Origin of the sequence: Pseudoduganella lurida (assembly GCF_007830455.1) — a bacterium.
GTDB lineage: Bacteria > Pseudomonadota > Gammaproteobacteria > Burkholderiales > Burkholderiaceae_D > Rugamonas > Rugamonas lurida.
The window spans coordinates 614,396-633,071 of the sequence record NZ_VLLB01000001.1; the positions used below are offsets into that span (position 1 = coordinate 614,396).

The following is an 18,676-nucleotide window of genomic DNA, read 5'->3' on the forward strand; positions in this document are numbered from 1 at the left end:
TTGCGCGCTGCGGCGATTTACGCTATCAGGAAGCAAGCCGGTGCCCGTTCAGTGCGGCGGCTGCTCATCCGGGCGAAGGGTCAGTACGCGCACGCCATTGCGGGTGACGGCCACGGTATGCTCGAACTGGGCCGAGAGCTGCGCATCCCGCGTGACGACCGTCCAGCCATCCTCTTCCGTGCGCACTTCGCGGCCCCCGGCATTGAGCATCGGCTCGATCGTGAACACCATCCCTTCCTGCAGGACCAGGCCCGTCCTGGCCTTGCCCCAGTGCAGCACCTGGGGCCGCTCGTGCATCTCGCGGCCGATGCCGTGGCCGCAGTATTCGCGCACCACCGAGCAGCCGTTGCGGCGCGCGTGCCGTTCGATCGCGTACCCGATGTCGCCCAGCTGCGCGCCGGGCCGCACGGCGCGGATGCCCTTCCACATCGCCTCGTACGTGATCTCGACAAGCCGGCGCGCCGCGGGCGCCACCTCGCCCACCAGATACGTCTTGCTGGAGTCGGCCAGCCAGCCGTTCTTTTCCAGCGTGATGTCGAAGTTGACGATGTCGCCGCCCTGCAGGATCTCCGTCGCGGAAGGCACGCCGTGGCACACGACGTGGTTACGGGACGCGTTCAGCGCGTAGGCGTAGCCGTACTGGCCCTTGCTGGCGGGACGGGCCGCCAGTTCGTCGACGATCAGCCGGTCCACCAGGTCATTGACCGCCATGGTGGACATGCCGACGAGGTCGAGCCGGTCCAGGTGGCCGAACACGCTGGCCAGCAGGCGGCCCGATTCCGCCATCAGTTCGATTTCGTGCGGGCGCTTCGTCATCATACACTCCATATACAAATCGTATACGAAGTGTATATTGCGACCACCATGTTGTGCAAGCCCTGGTCGAGGTCGTGTCCTGGTGCCTGGCACCGGGACACTAAGCCCCGGTCGAGCTCGTGTCCTGGTGCCTGGCACCGGGACCTGGCACCGGGACACGGTGGCTCAGTGCGAGCCGGAGTAGAAGCAGCGGCCGCAGGCCTGCCGGTAGCGCTCGTTGCCGCCAATGCTGATCTGCTCGCCTTCGCGGATGCGCTTGCCGTGTTCGTCGACGCGGATGTTCATCGTCGCCTTCTTGCCGCAGGAGCAGATGTTCTTCAGCTCCTCGATATCGTCGGCCAGCGCCAGCAGGTAGGCCGAGCCGGGGAACGGTTCGCCGCGGAAGTCCGTGCGCAGGCCGTAGCAGATGACGGGCACGCCTTTCACCTGTGCGAGCTGGTGCAGCTGCTGCACCTGGGCGACGGACAGGAACTGCGCCTCGTCCACCAGCACGCAGGCGATCCTGGGGATGTCGAGGAAATTGGTGTCCGCGTCATAAGTTTCCACCTCGCGCTGCAGGCCCAGGCGCGAGGTGATGCGGCCCACGCCGAAGCGGTCGTCGATAGCCGCCGTGAACAGGCGCACGGTCTGGCCCTGCTCTTCGTAGTTGTGGGCGACCTGCAGCATCGCCGTGGATTTGCCGGCGTTCATTGCCGAGTATCGAAAATAGAGTTTTGCCACTGCCGTCTGCCCGTCGAATGAAGACGGCGATTATAAGACAGCGGCCCGCCACAGCCACGGCGTTTCGGCGCATACTGCCCCCCAGGCCTGCGACCCGGCACTCATCCGGCGCAGCCGGTTCCTTCGCTCACCGCGCCGACACGATCGGCCGTTCACCGACAAGGAGACGCCATGCCCCAGCCTTCCGCCGCGCAGGTGCCACCCGCGCTCTACTCCCTCATCGGCAATACCCCGCTTGTCGAAGTCACCCGTCTGGATACGGGTCCGTGCTGCCTGTTCCTGAAGCTGGAATCCCAGAATCCCGGCGGCTCCATCAAGGACCGCATCGGCCTGTCGATGATCGAGGCCGCCGAGCGCGACGGCCGGCTGCCACCCGGCGGCACCATCATCGAGGCCACCGCCGGCAACACGGGCCTCGGCCTGGCCCTCGTCGGCCGTATCAAGGGTTACCGGGTGGTGCTCGTCGTGCCGGACAAGATGGCCACCGAAAAAGTGCTGCACCTGAAGGCGCTCGGCGCCGAGATCCACATCACCCGCTCGGACGTGGGCAAGGGGCATCCCGAGTACTACCAGGACCTGGCAGCACGCATCGCCGCCGACACGCCAGGCTCGTTTTACGCGGACCAGTTCAACAACCCCGCCAACCCGCTGGCGCACGAGACCACCACTGCCCCCGAGATCTGGGAACAGATGGGTCACCAGCTCGATGCCATCGTCGTCGGCGCCGGCTCCTGCGGCACCGTCACGGGACTGTCGCGCTACTTCGAAAAGGCCGCGCCGGACGTGGTCTTCGTGCTGGCCGATCCGCAAGGTTCCATCCTTGCCGAGTACGTGCACACGGGCCGCATCGCCGAGACCAGCGGCTCGTGGGCCGTGGAAGGCATCGGCGAGGATTTCATTCCGCCGATCGCCGATTTTTCCCGCGTGCGCCACGCCTACACGATCGCCGACCAGGAGAGCTTCGACACAGCTCGCGAGCTGCTGGCCGCCGAAGGCATCCTGGCCGGCTCGTCGACCGGCACCCTGCTGGCCGCCGCGCTGCGCTTCTGCCGCGAGCAGACAGTGCCGAAACGGGTGGTCACCTTCGTCTGCGACACCGGTACCCGCTACCTGTCGAAGATGTACAACGACGGCTGGATGTTCGACCAGGGCCTGATCCAGCGGCCCCGGATGGGCGACCTGCGCGACCTGATCGGCCGCCGGCCCGATGCGGGTGAAGTGATCAGCGTCTCGTCCACGGACACGCTGCTGATCGCCTTCAACCGCATGCGCGCGGCCGACCTGGCGCAGCTGCCCGTGATCGACGAGGGCCGGCTGGCGGGCATCGTGGACGAATCCGACCTGCTGCTCCATGTCGGCAACGATGCCGCCGCGTTTGCCGATCCGGTAGGCGGCACGATGACCACGCGTGTCGAAACCCTGCGGCCGGAAGACAGCGTGCAGGCGCTGCGCAGCATCCTCGACCGGGGCCTGACGGCGGTCGTCATGGACAGCACGCGCTCCCACGGCCGGCAGTTCCTCGGTCTCATTACGCGCTACGACCTGCTCAACCATCTGCGGAGGAAGCTGCCTTGAGCGATCCCGACCAAAAAAAGCTGGCCACCCGCGTGATCCATGCGGGCCAGCACCCCGATCCTTCCACCGGCGCCATCATGCCGCCGATCTACGCCACGTCCACGTTCGTGCAGCAGAGCCCCGGCGTGCACCAGGGCCTGGACTACGGCCGCTCGCACAACCCCACCCGCTGGGCGTTCGAGCGCTGCGTGGCGGACCTGGAAGGCGGCGCGCAGGGTTACGCCTTCGCTTCCGGCCTCGCCGCCATCTCCACGGTGCTGGAACTGCTGGACGCGGGCGCCCACGTCGTGGCCGGCGACGATATGTATGGCGGCACCTTCCGCCTGTTCGAGCGCGTGCGTCGCCGCAGCGCCGGCCTGCAGTTCACCTATGCGGACCTGACGAACCCGGAGAACCTTCTGGCCGCGTTGCGCCCCGAGACGAAAATGGTGTGGGTCGAAAAACCCACCAACCCGATGCTGAAACTCGCCGACCTGGCCGCCATCGGGCGCATCTGCCGGGCGCACGGCATCATCGCGGTGGCCGACAATACCTTTGCCAGTCCCATCATCCAGCGGCCTTTGGAACTGGGCTTCGACATCGTGGTGCACTCGGCCACCAAGTACCTGAACGGCCACTCGGACGTGATCGCCGGCATCGCCGTGGTCGGCGGCGAGGACCGTCAAGCCGCATGGCGCGAGCAGCTGGGTTTCCTCCAGAATTCCGTGGGTGCGATCCTGGGACCGTTCGACAGTTTCCTGGCCCTGCGCGGCGTGAAGACGCTGGCGTTGCGCATCGAACGGCACTGCCGCAGCGCGCTGGACCTGGCGCAGTGGCTGGAAGAACAGCCGCAAGTGCGCAACGTCTTCTATCCTGGACTGCCCTCCCATCCGCAGCACGGGCTGGCATGCCGGCAGATGGCCGGCTTCGGCGGCATCGTCTCGATCGACCTGGCCACCGACCTGGCCGGCGCGCGGCGCTTCCTGGAACGCTGCGAAGTGTTCGCGCTGGCCGAAAGCCTGGGCGGGGTGGAAAGCCTGATCGAACATCCGGCCCTGATGACGCATGCATCGATCCCGGCGGAACAGCGCGCCCAGCTGGGCATCGGCGATGGCCTGGTGCGCCTCTCGGTCGGCATCGAGGACGTGGACGACCTGCGCCGCGACCTGGCACGTGCGCTGGCCGCGATCTAGTCGCCCCGCTCGCCCCGCCGCGCATCGTCCGTACGGAACACGCGTCCCACGAAATTCTCCAGTGCCTGGAACACGCCTTCCACGCCGAAGCCGGCAATGAACGACAGCGCGGAGCCGGACAGCGCCCACGCATCGAGCAGGCCATGCGACTCGCCGGACGCGGCGCCGGAGGGATTGATGAACAGGCCGATGCACGCGCCGATCGTGCCGCCCAGCGCCAGCTGCAGCAGCGCCAGCGTGGAGTCGCGCGGCGACAGCAGGCTCTCGCGCATGCGTTCCCACAGGCGCCGCAGCACGGCCGCACCGGCACCCAGCACGCCGTAGGCCAGCGGCAGGAACGCCGTGCCGGCCACCAGCGTGACGATGCGCGCCATCTCCTCCGTACCGCGGCGGCGCACGTTCGCTTCCGCCGCATCGTTCACGGGCGCCGGCGGCGGCGTGTAGAAAATCCCATAGAACGAGCGCCACGGTGCCAGCCACTCGCGCAAGTTCAGGCGCACCGCGCGGCGTTCCTCGCGCAGCGCATCGCCCCGCTCGCACAGCTGGTATTCCTCGGTGGTGCGGTAGCGCGGCCTGCCATCGGGCCCGGCCAGCGAGCAGAAGCGTACGGGCTCCGGGGCCCTTGCCAGGGAGCTCGCGGCGTCGGCCGCCATGAGGCGCGCCCGCTCGTCGGCCGTGTACTTCAGTTCCGCCGTGGAGATCTCGGTGCGCAGCGTGGCGGTGCGCGTGCGTACCTCGTCGAGGTGTTCGAGGATCACATTGCCGGCCGAGACGTGCCAGGACAGCGCGCAGGTGAGCGCCAGCGCCGTGAGCAGGAAGATCACCAGCCACAGGATGCGGCGGTTGAAGCGGATCGCCACGCCGATCAGGCCGGGATACGCATAGCGGGCCAGCGTGACGCGGGTGGGCTTGTCCCACAGGGGGCTGGCTGCGCCGCGTGCCGGCAGCGGCGGCGCCTCCTCGGGTTTCGAACGGGGCTGGAAACAGTCGCGCACCAGCCGGCGGACGGTGTTCAATCGCTTGCGGCGATCCTCCTCGCCCACCACGAGGATGGTGAACGCCACCGTCATGCCGGTGGCGGGCCGGGCGACGGCGTTCAGCGTGTCCTTGGCGCGCATCAGGGCCACGGCCTGCTCCAGGCGCTTGCCGTCGTCGGTGGCGGGCGTGAGGCCGATTTCGCAGATGGTGCGGATGATCAGGGCCGGATCGGCGCCCGTTTCAGCGCGCAGGTCCTTGTCCCAGCGGCCGGAGATATGGTCGAGCAGCAGGAAGACCTCGTACAGCTCGCGCACGAAGATGAATTCCTCGAGCCGGACGATCTCCTGGCGCTGCGCCGAGTCGCCGCTGCGCCGTGGCGGCGTTCCATCGTGGTCTGCGGACATGGCATCCTCCCTCGAGCTGGAGAGGCCATTCTACGCCCGCGCCGGCCGGGTGGCTCGGCCCGGCCGCGGTACAACCGGCTTACTGGCCCGGCTGGTACTCCCGTTCCAGGTTCTTCAGGATGTCGTCCTTGTAGAACAGCACGTCCTTGAACTCGCCCCGCGCATGCATCGCCGCCTGGTCCGTGAAGTGCGGCGAGGCAGGGTCGCCGCTCTGGCCGCCCGCGAGGATGCTTTTCGCGCGGATCTTCGGCCCGAATTCCACGGCGGCAACGAAGCTGTTGCCCCGCTCGCCGTAAATATGCCGCGTGGTCTGCGGCGACGTCATGCCGTAGGCGGCCAGCGCGCCCCAGTTGCCGGAGGCATACGGCACGGGGATGCTCGGCTTGCTGTCGTCGAACGGCTGCACGATGTCGCCGGTCAGCCTCTGGAAGCGGTTGATCTCGCCCCAGGGCGTGCGCCACGAACCGAAGTCCTTCTCCAGCTTCGCCGAGGCGCGCGTCAACGCCTCCAGGCGCTGCACCGGCGTGACGCGCGTGGCCAGGTAGTCGAGCACGAGGATCTTCTGTTCCTTGGCGGCCGGCGTGTAGGTCTTCACCAGGTCCTGCAGCCAGTAGATCGCGATGGAGGTCGGCACGGACGTGAGCGCATAGCGCATGTCCCAGTCGCGCAGCACGGCAATCTGGCCGGCCAGGCCCGCTTTCGGGAGCGAGTTGGCCGGCGTTTCGTCGTAGGCGCGGATCAGCAGCGGCAGCAGCGGTTCGAAGGCCGTCAGCTGCGTATCGTAGGCTGCCGCGATCAGCGACTCGATCGTGAAGTCCTTTTTATTCTCCAGCACGCGCACGGCGTGGATGCCGCGCGCATTCTCCGGGTTCATCGACATATAGGCCGGATAGTCCTGCTGGCGCGGGCTGTAGGCGCCGGCGGCGGAGTATGGCCAGTTGTTGGTGTTCTGGATCCAGCCGTTCTTCGGATTGAACAGCCAGATGGTGTCCTTCACCGCGTGCAGGCCCTTCCAGTCGGTGGCCGGATCGCTGCCGTCGACCGGCTTCGAATAATCGAACTTCGGGTCGCGCACGGGGATGAAGTTGCCGTGCCAGTAGGCGATATTGCCGTCGGCATCCGCATACACGGTGTTGTTCGACGAATTGGTGCGCAGCTCCATCACCTTCGAGAAAGCCTTGTAGTCGCGCGCCTTGGTGCGCAGGAAGGACTGCTGGATGGCTTTCAGCGGATCGTTCATCAGCGCGACGGACACCCATTTGTCGCCCTCGCGGCGCACCACCGGCCCGTGGTGCGTGAAGTAGGCGGTGACCTTCTTCTCGGCCATGCCGCCAGCAGTCTTGTACGGCAGCGCGATCTCCACCGCCTTCACTTCGCGCTGCTCCTTGCCGTACTGGTAGTAGTACTTGCCGTCCTTTTCGGTGACCGTTTCCAGGAACTCGTCGATCACGTCGCCGCCGCCGGAGGTGTGCATCCAGCCGATGCGGTCATTGAAGCCCTGGTAGACGAAGAACTGCCCCCACGTCACGGCGCCGTAGGCGTTCAGGCCCTGCGTGCTGTTCACGTGGATCTCCGGCCGGAAGTAGAACGACGTGTGCGGATTGATCATCAGCAGCGCGCGGCCGCTCTTGGACAGGGCCGGCGCGATGGCGAAGCCGTTCGAGCCGCCCGGCTCCTTTTCCAGCTCGCCCCGTCGCGCGACGACGCCCGCGTCCGCATGCAGCTGCGTGTCGTCGTAGAAGCGCTTCAGCGCCGGCACGTCCACTTCCTCGATGTCGCCGCCGATGCTCCCTTCCGAGAAGCTGAGCGCCATCCACGGCTCGAAGTGCGTGAGCAGCTTCGGCTTGACCTGGGGATGCGTGTGCAGGTACCAGTTCAGGCCATCGGCCCACGCATTCATCAGGCTTTTCAGCCACGCCGGGCTGGCCTTGTACTGCGCCTTCAGCCCCTCCGGACGGATGAAGAGCTTCATGCGCAGGTCGTCGTACAGGGCCTTCTCGCCTTCCACTTCTGCCACGCGGCCCAGCGCCACGATGAAGTTCATCTCGACGCGGTTGAAGTCGTCCTCCGCCTGCGCGAACAGCATGCCGAACACCGCATCGGCATCCGTCTTGCCATACACGTGGGGGATGCCCCACTTGTCGCGCAGGATCGTGACCCGCTTGGCCAGCGACTGCAGGCGCAGCACCTCGGCCGGCGCCAGCTGGCCATCGGAAGGTGCGGCGGGTGCCGCGATGGCAGCCACGGGAATCAGCCCAGCCAGCGCCAGGACGGAAGACTTGCTCGGCATGTCGAAACCCTTCATCGAGTGAGTGGAAGTACGAATGATGGAATTACTTCAGGAGGCATCCACCAGCTGCGCAATGCGCTCGCGCAGCTCGGCGTTCTCGGCGCGCAGCGAAGTGTTCTTGGCCTTGAGCTCGGCCACTTCGGCGCGCAGGTGTTCCACTTCGGTCAGCGGCTGGTCCGGCTGCGACGGCGTCTCGCCACCGTCTTCCCACGGTGCCGGCTTGGCCGGCTTCACGGGACGCGCGGCGGCGCGCTGCTCGCGGATTTCCTTGGCGGCCTGCTGCAGGAACTTCTTGCCGCCGGCGACCGCATTCACCTGGTCGTCCGGCGCGAGCGACGCCACGGTGGCGGCGGCGTTGATCGAAATGGTGCCGGCACGAACCGCCTCCACCAGCTCCGGCGTGGCGGTCTTCTGGATCTTCTCGATCTGCGACAGCGTGTTGCTGGACAGGCGGGCAGCGCGGGCGATGTCCTCGCGCGAGGTACGCACCTTCGGCGGTGCCGCCGGTTCGCCTTCCGGATCGGGCGGTGCGATGCTGGCGTCTTCCGCCTTCAGGCGTGCGGCATCCTCCTCGACGCGCTTGGCGACGATGTCCTTCTTGCGCAGGGCGAGCACGCCGCGCTGGAAATCGGACACGCTGCGGCGGCCCAGGTGGTTGTCGATCATCCACAGCATGACGTCTTCCATGCTCTTGAAGCGCTCGTTCTGGACGACCTTGAACGGGATGCCATGCTGCTGGCAGATCGCATAGCGGTTATGGCCATCGACGAGCACATCGTTCCACAGCACCAGCGCATCGCGGCATCCCTCGGCCAGCAGGCTGCGCTCGAGCGCCTCGTGTTCCGCCTCGGTGAGCGGTTCGATGTAGTCGCGCAGCATGTCGTTGATCTTGATTTGCATCGTTTACTCTTCCTCGTAAAGCAAGCGGCACGCCCCTGGCGTGCCGTCCAGCATGCTACACCAATCGGCGGGTGGCGCCAAAGGGCCGGCGGGCGGGGAGATCAAAGATGTTTCAGCGGCCTGGCTGGCTGTGGCGGGTGCGGGCGACCCTGGCTCACGCTTGGTAGTCGGCAGGCGGGCATGTCATAATGCTGGGCTGTGCCCCGGTGGTGAAATTGGTAGACACACCGGACTTAAAATCCGTTGACCGTGAGGTCGTGCCGGTTCGATTCCGGCCCGGGGCACCAGTATTCATGCGGGCTTCAGCGCGATCCCGTCAGTACGTCGCGCATCTCCTTTTTCCGCGATTCCCAGACAGTTCCGCAAAACTGGCGGATATTCCGGCCAACGCGCCAAGCCCCGGAGCTTGTACCCGGCGCCCTCATGAATCCCCGCCTCGCCGAATGACTTCGAGCCCAGGGCCATATTCAGTGTTGCCGCGCGTGGAATAAACAACGGAAAATAATGTATTCGTAAGAGTTGTCTTGATATAAACTCTTCACGTATTACATCGCAATATTCCCTTGTTTAATATTTTCCATAAGGAACTTATATGAAGCATTCCCCTTCCATTTTTCCCATCATGGCCCTGGCTTTATGTACGGGCCATGCCCAGGCAGAAGGCATGCGTCTCGATGCGGGCCTCCTCAACGTGTCGATCGGAGTTATCGACCTTACACCGGACGATGGGGTGGAAGCCTCGTTTTCCTACCAGTCCGCTTATAACCGCTATGACCTGGAGGTTTACTCCAATATTAATAATCTGCGGCAGGAGGTAATCTACGAACCTGTGGGCGCGGCTGCCGTCGATTACAGGATGACGGCTGGCGCAACGAAGCTGGGTGCCTTCGGTGATGCGACATTTGGCGGCGTAGGCGTGGAAGGCCAGGTGCAGCACAATATCGGCGCCTCAGGATATGGATCCCTGCGCGCCGCGAAGGGATATACGATTACGCTGGCGGCGCACAGCGCGTTGACGATATCGGGAAATGCATTTGTCGTAACCCGGTACTTCAATGGCGTGGACAATTTTCAGACCGCCTATGGCATTGCATCTGTCAGACTGTACCCCGAGGGCACTTTCACCGGCCCCGAGTACGATCTGATTGCCTATGGTGCCGAGTCATATCTGCGCGAGAATTTCTCGCTCTACTATGCCAATACCAGCGACCAGGCACTCACGTTGACTGCAGACTTCGTCGTGGGTGCCGGCTCGACCATCATCGCCGCAAGCGTTCCTGAACCGGCCACGTGGGCCATGCTGGGGATCGGCCTCCTTGCCGTCGCCAGTGCGGCACGTCGCCGCGCCTGATCCACACGCCTGCCTTCGCATTCAGCCGCCGCGGCGACCGACGCGCAACACAAAATGTGTTTATCAGTTCGATCTTGCAGAAATTTCGAATGACAGAGTCACCGGCGGCATCCGCACCCGCACAGAAAATCCGCGTCGGCATTATCGGCGCCGGCACCTGGGCCGAATACGGCCACATCCCTTCCCTGTAACTGCTGCCCGAATTCGAGGTCACGGCCGTGTACAGCCGCAGGGGGACAAGGCGGCGGCCGGCGAGCAGCCTACCGGGCAACCGTTACGTCAGCGACCTGCTTGCCGAGGGCTCTATCGGCGAACTGCGCTCGGTGCGCATGCACGTCAGCATCGAATCGTTTGGTGCCCGCCGCATGGACGATCTCGCGTACACGGTGCCGGCCGAGAATTTCTCTGACCTGCTGCCGATCTTCCGCGGTCACTTCCTGCGCATCCTGTTCAGCCACCTCGGCTTCCCGCGTATGCTCGGCGCCCTCACGGCCAACCAGATCGCGGAGATCACAATCGTCGGCACCTGGGAAACGCTGTCGCACACCTATCCGGACCAGATCAACCTGAACGGCACCCTCACCAATGGCGCCGTGCTGTCTGTGCACGTGGATGCGGGCAAGCGCAATAATTTCGGGTTGCAGATCGAGCTCACTGGCACCGAAGGCGACCTGAGCATCACCAACGGCACCAGTTTCGGCGCCTCCGTCAACCGCATCCCGGCAACGGCAAGCTCTCCCTATCGCAATTGCTGGCACTGGCGATGTCCAGCTTCATCATTCATCCTCACCGAGGTGCTGCCCGCCGGACTGCTACCGCAACTGGCGGCCAGCCTGCACAATACGGAAGCTGTGATGCAGCAACTGATCAGCATCTACGCACTGGGCTCACTGCTGTCTGCCATCCCCCTGGCCGCCGCAACCCAGCAGGTCGGCCTTCGCACGCTGCTGCTGACCGCCGTGCCTGGATTTGCCTTCAGCAATATGGTCACGGCGTTGTCCAGCAGCCTGTCGCTGATCTTCGTGGCCCGTTTCGTAGGCGACGTGGCGGCCGGTCTCGCACGGGCGATAATGGTGAGCTATGCGGCATGCATGGTGCCCGCCAGCCAGAAAGGCCGCGCCATCGACATTGCCATGGCTGGCCGCCACTGGCGCTGACGATCGGCATCTCGGCCGGTACCCGGGTCGGCAACCTGGTGAGCTGGCTCCTCACCTTCGGGTTGCTCAGCGCACTGGCGGTCACGCTGATGGCCTGGGTCGTAGCCAAGCTCCCGGCTTTCCCCGGTAGCCGTGCGCAGGAGCGCCAGCGGGTGGCCAGCGTGCTGGCGATACCGGGCGTGGGTCAGAGTTTGCTGGCCCTGCTGCTGTACGTCGTGGCGCATCCCTGCTGCTGACCTTGCTGACCCGTACCGGGGATTACTGGCGGGGCATGGCGGACCGACCAGCAGCCATGCGGAAGCAAGCGTGCAGCCGACGGTAAATCCTATTCGGTGACCTTGCCGCGCGACGCCTTGATGCTGGCAGCGCGTGTCTTCGCATCCAGCCGCCGCAGCTGCGAACCCCGCGTCGGCCGCGTGGCGCGCCGTACGACAGGCACGATGGCGGCCTGGTCGACCAGCGCCTGCAGCCGACGCAACGCATCTTCCTTGTTCTGCTCCAGGCTGCGCGACTGCTGGGCTTTCAGGACCAGCACACCCTCCTGCGTGATGCGCGCATCGCGCAGCGCCAACAGGCGCTGCTTGACATGGGGCGGCAGCGAGGATGCGGCAATGTCGAAGCGCGCGTGGACGGCACACGACACCTTGTTGACGTTCTGCCCGCCCGGACCCTGGGCGCGGATCGCGCTGAATTCCACCTCCGCCGGATTGATTGCTGCCATGTCGCCCTGCCTGCCGTGATCGTGTGCGCCACCGGCGCCAACCCCGGATTGTAACTGGCTGCTGCCGGCAGCGCGTCGCCGTCCCTATGCGACCAACATGCCGCCGACCTGCGCGACCCGGTCGCCTTCATCGGAATTCTCCGTGACGGCCACATAAAAGCGCGCGCCACCCGGCAGCACCCGCACCACCACATGCCCTTCATGGCTGCGCAAGCGCTTCGTCAAGCGGCCATTCGCCAGCAGGTTTTCCTTCATCACCGAGGTGGCATACACGTCGCGCGGTCCCGTATACAGCCGCTCGCTGAAAATGCGCTCCAGCTGCAGCATGTCGGGATGGGCAATATGCCAGGACGGAATCACCCAAACCCGTGGCCGCAATGTCCGCACCACGTCGCCGTTCAGGCCATCGAACATGCCGTGATGATCCGCCGTCGCGACGGTGACGGCCCCGGCGGCATGGGCGGCCGGTCCAAGGACATCCTGCCACGGCAGCGCGCCGTCGTTCGTGTAGCTGGTCAGGTCGCCGCCCGTGAAGTAGCTGAAGCCGCCGTAGCCGATGCGCAGCGCGGCGCTGCACTGGTTTTCCGACGGCCAGTCCGGTTTCAGCAGACTCGCCAGGGGCGGAAACAGGCTGCGCGCGCCCTCGCCCTGCCCGGTCCATACCTCGCCATTCGCGGCGATATTGCGCACCTCGAACGGCAGCGCCGTTTGGCGATGACCCCGGGCCCCGATCTGTGTGGCGCTGCCCACGCGAAAGCGTTCGACGCCCAGTCCCGCGCGCCGCCGTGCATCGACGAAGGCGCGATAGTTCCCGGCAAACGGCGCATCGAAGCGTGCCGGATACGCATAAGCCGGGTAGCCGCGATCGACCAGCATCCGCACCGGCACCAGGTCGGCGACATCCGTCACGCCACTCAGGCGGTACGCGCCGCGCGTGGACCAGGGCGATGCCGCGTCGACGTCACCCGTGTGATCCGGATGCAGGTGCGTCGCCAGCAGGTAGTCCAGCCCCGTCAGGCCGGCACGCCGCAGATGGCGCTGCACATAGCGGCCGATCCACTCGCCGGCGCGGCTGCCATCGGGCCGCGTCGCGACGGAGACATCCGTGCCGTTTACGGAAGCACCGGCATCGATCAACAGGCTGGTACCGTCCGGCAGCTGGATGAACGTTGCGTTGCCGCGGCCCGTGGCGAGATGGTGGATGTCCAGCCAGCCGGCCTGCCACGCCCGCATAGGCTGGCCCGGCACATCGACGGCAGCCTCGCCGGCCAACACGGGCAGCGGCGCCGACGTCATCGCCAGCAGCGCGCGCAGCAGGCGCCGGCGCGCCTCGTTAGGCGCGGCCATCAGTAACGCGCCGCCAGGCTGATGCCGAACGTGCGCGGCTCGCCGGCATAACGGGCGCGCACCACCTGCGTCGAACGGGTCAGCAGGTAATCCGTGTCGTTGGCATTCTTCACCCAGGCCAGCAGGCGCCAGCCGCGGTCGCGCGACTCGATGCCGGCGGACAGATTGGCCAGGCCGAAGCTGGGCAGCTGCAGGTTCGGGTCATTCGCGGCACCCGTGTTGTAGCTGTCCTTCCACGCGTAGCTGGCGGCCGCGACGGCATAACCGAAGGACATCGGGATGCTGATATTGGCGGCCGTGCTGACCTGCTTGCGCGGCGCATTCGATAACGGGTTGCCGCTGTTGTTGACGGTGCCGAGCACGAAGCTGTCATAGCGGCCATCCAGGTGGCTGTAACTGCCGGTCAGGTCCAGCCAGCTGTTGGCTTTATAGGCGACCTCGAACTCGCCGCCCTTCATCGTCGCCTTACCGGCATTGAAGATCGCCAGTACGCCGCTCAGCGTGTTGTTGACCAGCTCCTGCTTTTCGCGGTAGTTCATGCGGAAGATCGAGGCGTTGACGCGCAGCCGGTTCTGCAGCCATTGCGACTTGATGCCCAGTTCAAAATTGTTGACGGTCTCCGGATCGAACGCCGTGCGGAATACCGCGGCGCTGGAGGCATCGGCGTTGTAGCCGCCACTCGTGAAACCGCGCGTCGCGCTCAGGTAGGTCATCAGGCCGGTACGCGGGGTCCAGCTCAGCACCGCGCGGGGCGTGACCTCGCTCCAGCTGCCCGACAGGTCGGTGACGGTGAAATTGCTGGTCGGGCGAAGAAGATCGCTGCGGGTCAGGCTGGCCGTCTTGCGGTCGCGCGTGTAGCGGGCGCCCAGCGTCAGGTCGAACGCGGCAGGTAGATGGACGACGCCATCGACGAACACGGCGACACTGCGGCTCTGCACCGACTGGTTGGCCAGCGTCGAACTGGCCAGAACACCGGTGCGCACTGTCAGGCCCCGCGTCGCCAGTTGCCGGTCGCCGTCTTCGTCCGCGTAATACAGACCCGTGACGAAATCGCCGGCCGCCCATTTCGGGCTGGCGTAACGCAGTTCCTGCGACAGCGTGTGGATCTGGTCCGCATCGCTGGTGATGCTCTGGCTGCCCGTGGTCAGCAAGGTGTAGCTGGCGCCCACGCCCGAATAGGTTTCGCCGGACTGCGATTTGCGGTAGGCGGTAATCGACGTGATCTCGCCCTGCGGCATGCGCCAGACGAGTTTGGCGGACGCGCCCGCGATGATGCGGGCAAAGCGCTGCGCGATGCCCAGCTCGGACGTGCGCACATCGCCATCGTCGCCCAGCGTGTCGGAGGACAGCGTGCGGCCGCCGTTGCGGTCGTCGCTGTAGTCGGCGCTGACCGTGGCAGTCAAGGCATCGCTCACGTTGAACAGCGCCTGCGCACGAAAATTCTGGCTGTCGATATCGTCCTGTTCGCGGCCCGTCAGGCGGTCGCGTCCCAGGCCGTCGCGCTGGCGCACCGAGGTGGCCAGTTTCAGCGCGGCGCGCTCGCCCAGCGGCACGTTGACGAAGCCGCGCGCCTGGCGCTCGCCGTGGTCGCCCACCGTGACATCGCCTTCCGCCGCCAGCCTTTCCGGATCGGGCTGGCGCGTGTTGATGACGATGGCGCCGCCCGTCACGTTGCGGCCGAACAGCGTGCCCTGCGGTCCTTTCAGCACGGCGACCGATTCCAGGTCGAACAGCTCGAAGCTGGCCGCGCTGTTGCGGGGAATGTAGACGTCGTCCACAAAAATGCCCACCGGCTTGTTGACGCCGATCTGCGAAACGTGTTGCTGATGCCGCGGATGGCGATCGTGGGATTGGCCTGGCTGAAGGCCGACACGAGCAGGCCCGGCGTCAGGCGCGCCACGTCCTGCAGGCCCTGCACGCGGTGCACGTCCAGCGTCTTTGCCGACAGCGCCGTCATGGCAATCGGCACCGCCTGCGCCGACTGCGAGCGTTTTTGCGCCGTCACCGTGACGGTGGCCAGTTCGGTGTCTGCGGCGACCGGTGCGGTGGCTCGTGCTTCGCGAAAGACCAGCACCCCGTTGGCGCCATCGCGCCGCACCGAGAGCCCCGTACCGGCCAGCACGGCCTGCAATGCCGCCTCGGCGTTCGCCGCTCCCTGCGCGCCGCCGCTGGCACGTCCTTGTACATCCTCGGCCTTGTACAAGAGCTGGGTGCCGGTCTGCGCGGCGTACTGATCGAGCGCCGTCTTCAGGTCACCCGGCGGGATATTGATGGCGGCGGTCTGGGCGTGCAGCGCGCCGCTGACTGCCAGGGCGCACAGGGCGCCGATCAGTGTTGGACTTGTCATGGTTTCCTCTTTTGATGGGATGCTGCTCCCCTGTAAGACGAGGGCCGATGACGAATCCGGTATGCCGATGCGGAAAATTTATCGCGTGATCTCGATGCGGTCCGCGTGCCGCCGCGCGTGCAGCCCGAAGCCCTGTTCGAGCAAACGTGCAAAACCTTCCACATTGGTCGGGGCGAAGCTGCCGCCGATGGCCATGCCCGCCACTACCGGGTCGTCGACGACCAGCCGCCGCGCGTTGTAGCGGTTGAACTCCGCCGCCGCTTCGGCCAGCGTGGTGCCGTCGAACACGATGCGGCCATTGCGCCACGCCAGCCGCTGCGCCGCCTGCGCCGGGCTGCGCGCCGCGCGCACGATGACGCCGCCCTGCGCCACCGCCTCCTCGTTGCGGGCCAGCTCCACGGCGCCCGTCTTCTCGCTGAGCCGCACCCGGCCCTGCTCGACCAGCACGCGCGTGCTGTCGCCATCGCGCCGCACCGTGAAGCGCGTGCCCAGTACCGTCACGCGGCTGCTGCCCGCCTCGATCACGAACGGGTGGGCCGGGTCGTGGGCGATGTCGAAATAGGCTTCGCCGCCGTCCAGCCAGACGTGGCGGGGCTGGTCGCCCACGGTGCGCAGCCGCGTGGCCGTGTTGAGCTGCAGGCGCGAGCCGTCCGCCAGTGCCACGCTGCGGCGCTCGCCCACCTGCGTGGCATAGCGCTGCACGTCGTCGCCGCCGGAACGGAGCGCCAGCATAACGCCCAGCGCGCAGGCCAGCACCAGGCCGGCCGCCATCCGCCACGGCAGGTGCCGCGCCGCCGCGCGCCTCGGGATGGCCGGCGCCGCCTCGGCATGGCTGGCGCCCGCAACGATCGCATCGGCGCCCTCCCACGCGCCGCGCAGGCGCAGCCAGGCCACGCGGTGCAGCGTGTCTTCGGCCAGCCAGGCGTCGAGGCGGCGCTGTTCCTCCCCATTCCAGGCATGCCGGTCGCACCGCGCCAGCCATGCGGCGGCCACCGCCTCCACGGCCAGCGCACCCTTGTCCCGTTCCATGTTCTTATCGTCCATCCTCACGTGCCTCGTTTGCGCAGCCGGTCTTCCAGCTTGCGGATGCCTGCGCCGATCCCGTGCGCGAACAGCGCATCCGCGAGCGCCCGCATGCCCTTGGCGATCTGCTTTTCCACCGTGTCCTCGGCGATGCCCATTTTTTCCGCCACCTCGCGCTGCGACAGGCCATCGACCTTGCGCAGCATGACGACTTCGCGGCAGCGCGGCGGCAGGTCGTCCAGCGCCGCGACGAAGCGCTGCAGGTCGGCGCGGCCGCCGGCATGGCGGTCCGGCGTGAGCTCGTCCAGCGCCAGGTCGGACAGTTCCGCATACGCCTCGATCGACACCACCTGGCTGCGCCGCGCCCGGTCGATCAGCAGGTTGCGGGCGGTGGTCATCACGAACGGCGCGGCGCGCTCGGGCAGCCCGGCCCGCGCCGCTTCGTACACGCGTGCGTAGACCTCCTGGCGCAGGTCCGCCCATTCCGCGGAGTCGCGCCAGTTGTGTCGCAGGTAGCGCATCAGCGTGCCCTCCAGCGGGAGCACCTCGGTGATGAACCAGTCGTCCAGGTCGTTGGGCATGTCTTGCAGGGTCAGACGAACCGGTGACAGGAATCCGGTATCGGTGGCGAAAAAAAAGATGCCCCGCCAGGATAGCAGCGCGGCATGACCGGCCCGTGACACCCCGCCGACGATCTACCCCACCTTGTCCAGCGCCGCCGATATGGCCTGCCCCAGCCCCACCCGTACATCGCCGTTGGTGTTGATCTGCTGCGTGATGTCGCGGCTGAACCCGCCGCCCGTGACGAAGTCGCCCACCGTTTCGACGATGGTGCCCACCGCATTCGCCCCCGCGATGCTGGCGTCGTGCACGCGCGCCTCGATCACCGTCACGGCCACCGGCGGCAGCGCGTTACGGACCATCATCTCGAACCTGAGCGTCATCCGGAAGCCCACGCGGAACTCCGGATCGGCATACGAGCCGAGCACGGTCGGCGTGGTGGTCTTGAACAGGATGTTGTTGCCGGGCGCCTCCAGGTCGACGGCAAACAGGTTCGGGCCGATCTGCCTGGCGCTGGCATTGACGGCGCCGATGCTGGCGTGCGGCGTGCGGATATTGACGCCCGGTGCCACGCCGCGGTTCTTCAGCACCCGCTCCATGGTGGACGCCACCAGCGCACGGCCGGCGTTGTCCCACATGACGTTGACCATCTGCTGCAGGCGCGGCGCCTGCAGGGCCAGATTCTGCACCTTCACCGGATAATTCGTCGTATGCGCCAGCACGAAGGTCAGGCCGGCCGCCTGGTGGCCACCGCCGGCGCCGCACACACCCTTGTCCGGAAAGCCGTCGAAGAACATCAGCATGCATTTCTGGCAGAAGCGCCAGCTGGCCTGGGCGGTGGGCGACTCGGGCGCGCTGTGCGGCAGCGTGAAGACATACCCGGCCGGCACGTGCGGGCCGCCAGCGGCGCAGATGCCTTTACCCGGAAAGCCGTCGAAGAACATGCCATTGCACTTCTGGCAGAAGCGCCATTTCGACTGCGCGGTGCCCGTCTCCGGCACGTCGTGCGGCAGCACGAAGTTGAAGCCCATGGCTTCGTGCGCGCCGCCGGCCTTGCACACGCCCTTGGCCGGAAAACCACTGAAGAACATCGCATGGCACTTGTGGCAGTAGCGCCAGTCGCCCTGGCTGGGCGGCTGGGCGTAGACGAGCGTGGCCACGCCGGGCGACAGCAGCGGCACGCTGGCGATCAGCCAGTCGCGGCCGATGGCCAGCGCGCGCCGGCGGCCGTGGTCGTGGGTCGAAGTGCAAGCGGGGGAGCACTGCGGGGATGGCTTCATGGTGTTACCTCCTTCGGTCGCGGTCGTGCCGGCG

The 18,676-nt window shown here is 66.6% G+C and carries 17 protein-coding genes and 1 tRNA gene; 6 read left to right on the plus strand and 12 right to left on the minus strand.

Annotation, left to right across the window (positions count from 1 at the left end):
* Nucleotides 1–48 precede the first annotated feature (48 nt).
* Together map and IP91_RS02760 are read right to left on the minus strand one after the other, a co-directional pair.
* Complete coding sequence (gene map / locus IP91_RS02755) at nt 49–816, minus strand: type I methionyl aminopeptidase (protein ID WP_145647992.1); 768 nt, start codon at nt 814–816, stop codon at nt 49–51.
* 165 nt (nt 817–981) lie between these two features.
* Nucleotides 982–1,536, minus strand: a complete 555-nt coding sequence (locus tag IP91_RS02760; RefSeq protein ID WP_145647235.1) for a thymidine kinase — start codon at nt 1,534–1,536, stop codon at nt 982–984.
* 171 nt (nt 1,537–1,707) lie between these two features.
* Between IP91_RS02760 and IP91_RS02765 the strand changes: the two genes are divergently transcribed.
* Together IP91_RS02765 and IP91_RS02770 are read left to right on the plus strand one after the other, a co-directional pair.
* On the plus strand, nt 1,708–3,111 hold the full coding sequence (locus tag IP91_RS02765; RefSeq protein ID WP_145647236.1) for a pyridoxal-phosphate dependent enzyme: 1,404 nt from the start codon (nt 1,708–1,710) through the stop codon (nt 3,109–3,111).
* The gene (locus tag IP91_RS02770) at nt 3,108–4,283 is read left to right on the plus strand and encodes a trans-sulfuration enzyme family protein (RefSeq protein ID WP_145647237.1); all 1,176 of its coding nucleotides are present in this window, start codon (nt 3,108–3,110) and stop codon (nt 4,281–4,283) included. Before IP91_RS02765 ends, IP91_RS02770 begins: the two co-directional genes overlap by 4 nt.
* Here IP91_RS02770 and IP91_RS02775 read toward each other — a convergent pair.
* The 3 genes from IP91_RS02775 to IP91_RS02785 all read right to left on the minus strand — a co-directional run bounded on the left by IP91_RS02775 (nt 4,280) and on the right by IP91_RS02785 (nt 8,855).
* The gene (locus tag IP91_RS02775; RefSeq protein WP_145647238.1) at nt 4,280–5,665 is read right to left on the minus strand and encodes a hypothetical protein; all 1,386 of its coding nucleotides are present in this window, start codon (nt 5,663–5,665) and stop codon (nt 4,280–4,282) included. The two genes, IP91_RS02770 and IP91_RS02775, sit on opposite strands and share 4 nt — an antisense overlap.
* Before the next feature lie 79 nt (nt 5,666–5,744).
* The gene (locus tag IP91_RS02780; protein ID WP_145647239.1) at nt 5,745–7,955 is read right to left on the minus strand and encodes a penicillin acylase family protein; all 2,211 of its coding nucleotides are present in this window, start codon (nt 7,953–7,955) and stop codon (nt 5,745–5,747) included.
* Between the two features lie 48 nt (nt 7,956–8,003).
* Complete coding sequence (locus IP91_RS02785) at nt 8,004–8,855, minus strand: hypothetical protein (protein ID WP_145647240.1); 852 nt, start codon at nt 8,853–8,855, stop codon at nt 8,004–8,006.
* 200 nt (nt 8,856–9,055) lie between these two features.
* On the opposite strand from IP91_RS02785, the gene IP91_RS02790 reads away from it, so the two are divergent.
* The 4 genes from IP91_RS02790 (at nt 9,056) to IP91_RS02805 (ending at nt 11,599) form a co-directional block, all read left to right on the plus strand.
* Nucleotides 9,056–9,142, plus strand: a tRNA-Leu gene (locus IP91_RS02790).
* A gap of 305 nt (nt 9,143–9,447) precedes the next feature.
* A complete protein-coding gene (locus IP91_RS02795) occupies nt 9,448–10,206 on the plus strand; it encodes a PEP-CTERM sorting domain-containing protein (RefSeq protein ID WP_145647241.1) in 759 nt (252 codons plus the stop codon).
* A gap of 218 nt (nt 10,207–10,424) precedes the next feature.
* The gene (locus IP91_RS02800; protein ID WP_145647242.1) at nt 10,425–11,363 is read left to right on the plus strand and encodes an MFS transporter; all 939 of its coding nucleotides are present in this window, start codon (nt 10,425–10,427) and stop codon (nt 11,361–11,363) included.
* Nucleotides 11,364–11,401: 38 nt separating this feature from the next.
* Nucleotides 11,402–11,599, plus strand: a complete 198-nt coding sequence (locus IP91_RS02805) for a hypothetical protein (protein ID WP_145647243.1) — start codon at nt 11,402–11,404, stop codon at nt 11,597–11,599.
* 89 nt (nt 11,600–11,688) lie between these two features.
* Here IP91_RS02805 and arfB read toward each other — a convergent pair whose 3' ends face one another.
* The 7 genes from arfB to IP91_RS02835 all read right to left on the minus strand — a co-directional run bounded on the left by arfB (nt 11,689) and on the right by IP91_RS02835 (nt 18,642).
* Complete coding sequence (arfB, locus tag IP91_RS02810; protein ID WP_145647244.1) at nt 11,689–12,084, minus strand: alternative ribosome rescue aminoacyl-tRNA hydrolase ArfB; 396 nt, start codon at nt 12,082–12,084, stop codon at nt 11,689–11,691.
* 84 nt (nt 12,085–12,168) lie between these two features.
* A complete protein-coding gene (locus tag IP91_RS02815) occupies nt 12,169–13,431 on the minus strand; it encodes a ComEC/Rec2 family competence protein (RefSeq protein WP_145647245.1) in 1,263 nt (420 codons plus the stop codon).
* Nucleotides 13,431–15,209: a TonB-dependent receptor gene (locus IP91_RS02820; RefSeq protein ID WP_158643064.1), complete on the minus strand. Its 1,779-nt coding sequence runs from the start codon at nt 15,207–15,209 to the stop codon at nt 13,431–13,433. The genes IP91_RS02815 and IP91_RS02820 overlap by 1 nt, the downstream gene beginning before the upstream one ends.
* Entirely contained in the window at nt 15,134–15,778 is a 645-nt protein-coding gene (locus IP91_RS25925; protein ID WP_158643065.1) for a secretin and TonB N-terminal domain-containing protein, read from the minus strand. Before IP91_RS25925 ends, IP91_RS02820 begins: the two co-directional genes overlap by 76 nt.
* 78 nt (nt 15,779–15,856) lie before the next feature.
* Nucleotides 15,857–16,822 (minus strand): FecR family protein, encoded by a 966-nt coding sequence (locus IP91_RS02825; RefSeq protein ID WP_145647247.1) that lies wholly within the window; start codon nt 16,820–16,822, stop codon nt 15,857–15,859.
* Between the two features lie 2 nt (nt 16,823–16,824).
* Nucleotides 16,825–17,382 (minus strand): RNA polymerase sigma factor, encoded by a 558-nt coding sequence (locus tag IP91_RS02830; RefSeq protein WP_145647248.1) that lies wholly within the window; start codon nt 17,380–17,382, stop codon nt 16,825–16,827.
* Nucleotides 17,383–17,496: 114 nt separating this feature from the next.
* On the minus strand, nt 17,497–18,642 hold the full coding sequence (locus tag IP91_RS02835; protein ID WP_145647249.1) for a hypothetical protein: 1,146 nt from the start codon (nt 18,640–18,642) through the stop codon (nt 17,497–17,499).
* Nucleotides 18,643–18,676: the final 34 nt, after the last annotated feature.

Coding starts and splice junctions, on each gene's coding strand:
- map (WP_145647992.1), bottom strand. CDS start 816: ATGACGAAGCGCCCGCACGAAATCGAACTGATGGCGGAATCGGGCCGC.
- IP91_RS02765 (WP_145647236.1), top strand. CDS start 1,708: ATGCCCCAGCCTTCCGCCGCGCAGGTGCCACCCGCGCTCTACTCCCTC.
- IP91_RS02775 (WP_145647238.1), bottom strand. CDS start 5,665: ATGTCCGCAGACCACGATGGAACGCCGCCACGGCGCAGCGGCGACTCG.
- IP91_RS02780 (WP_145647239.1), bottom strand. CDS start 7,955: ATGCCGAGCAAGTCTTCCGTCCTGGCGCTGGCTGGGCTGATTCCCGTG.
- IP91_RS02785 (WP_145647240.1), bottom strand. CDS start 8,855: ATGCAAATCAAGATCAACGACATGCTGCGCGACTACATCGAACCGCTC.
- IP91_RS02795 (WP_145647241.1), top strand. CDS start 9,448: ATGAAGCATTCCCCTTCCATTTTTCCCATCATGGCCCTGGCTTTATGT.
- arfB (WP_145647244.1), bottom strand. CDS start 12,084: ATGGCAGCAATCAATCCGGCGGAGGTGGAATTCAGCGCGATCCGCGCC.
- IP91_RS02815 (WP_145647245.1), bottom strand. CDS start 13,431: ATGGCCGCGCCTAACGAGGCGCGCCGGCGCCTGCTGCGCGCGCTGCTG.
- IP91_RS25925 (WP_158643065.1), bottom strand. CDS start 15,778: ATGACAAGTCCAACACTGATCGGCGCCCTGTGCGCCCTGGCAGTCAGC.
- IP91_RS02825 (WP_145647247.1), bottom strand. CDS start 16,822: ATGGACGATAAGAACATGGAACGGGACAAGGGTGCGCTGGCCGTGGAG.
- IP91_RS02830 (WP_145647248.1), bottom strand. CDS start 17,382: ATGCCCAACGACCTGGACGACTGGTTCATCACCGAGGTGCTCCCGCTG.
- IP91_RS02835 (WP_145647249.1), bottom strand. CDS start 18,642: ATGAAGCCATCCCCGCAGTGCTCCCCCGCTTGCACTTCGACCCACGAC.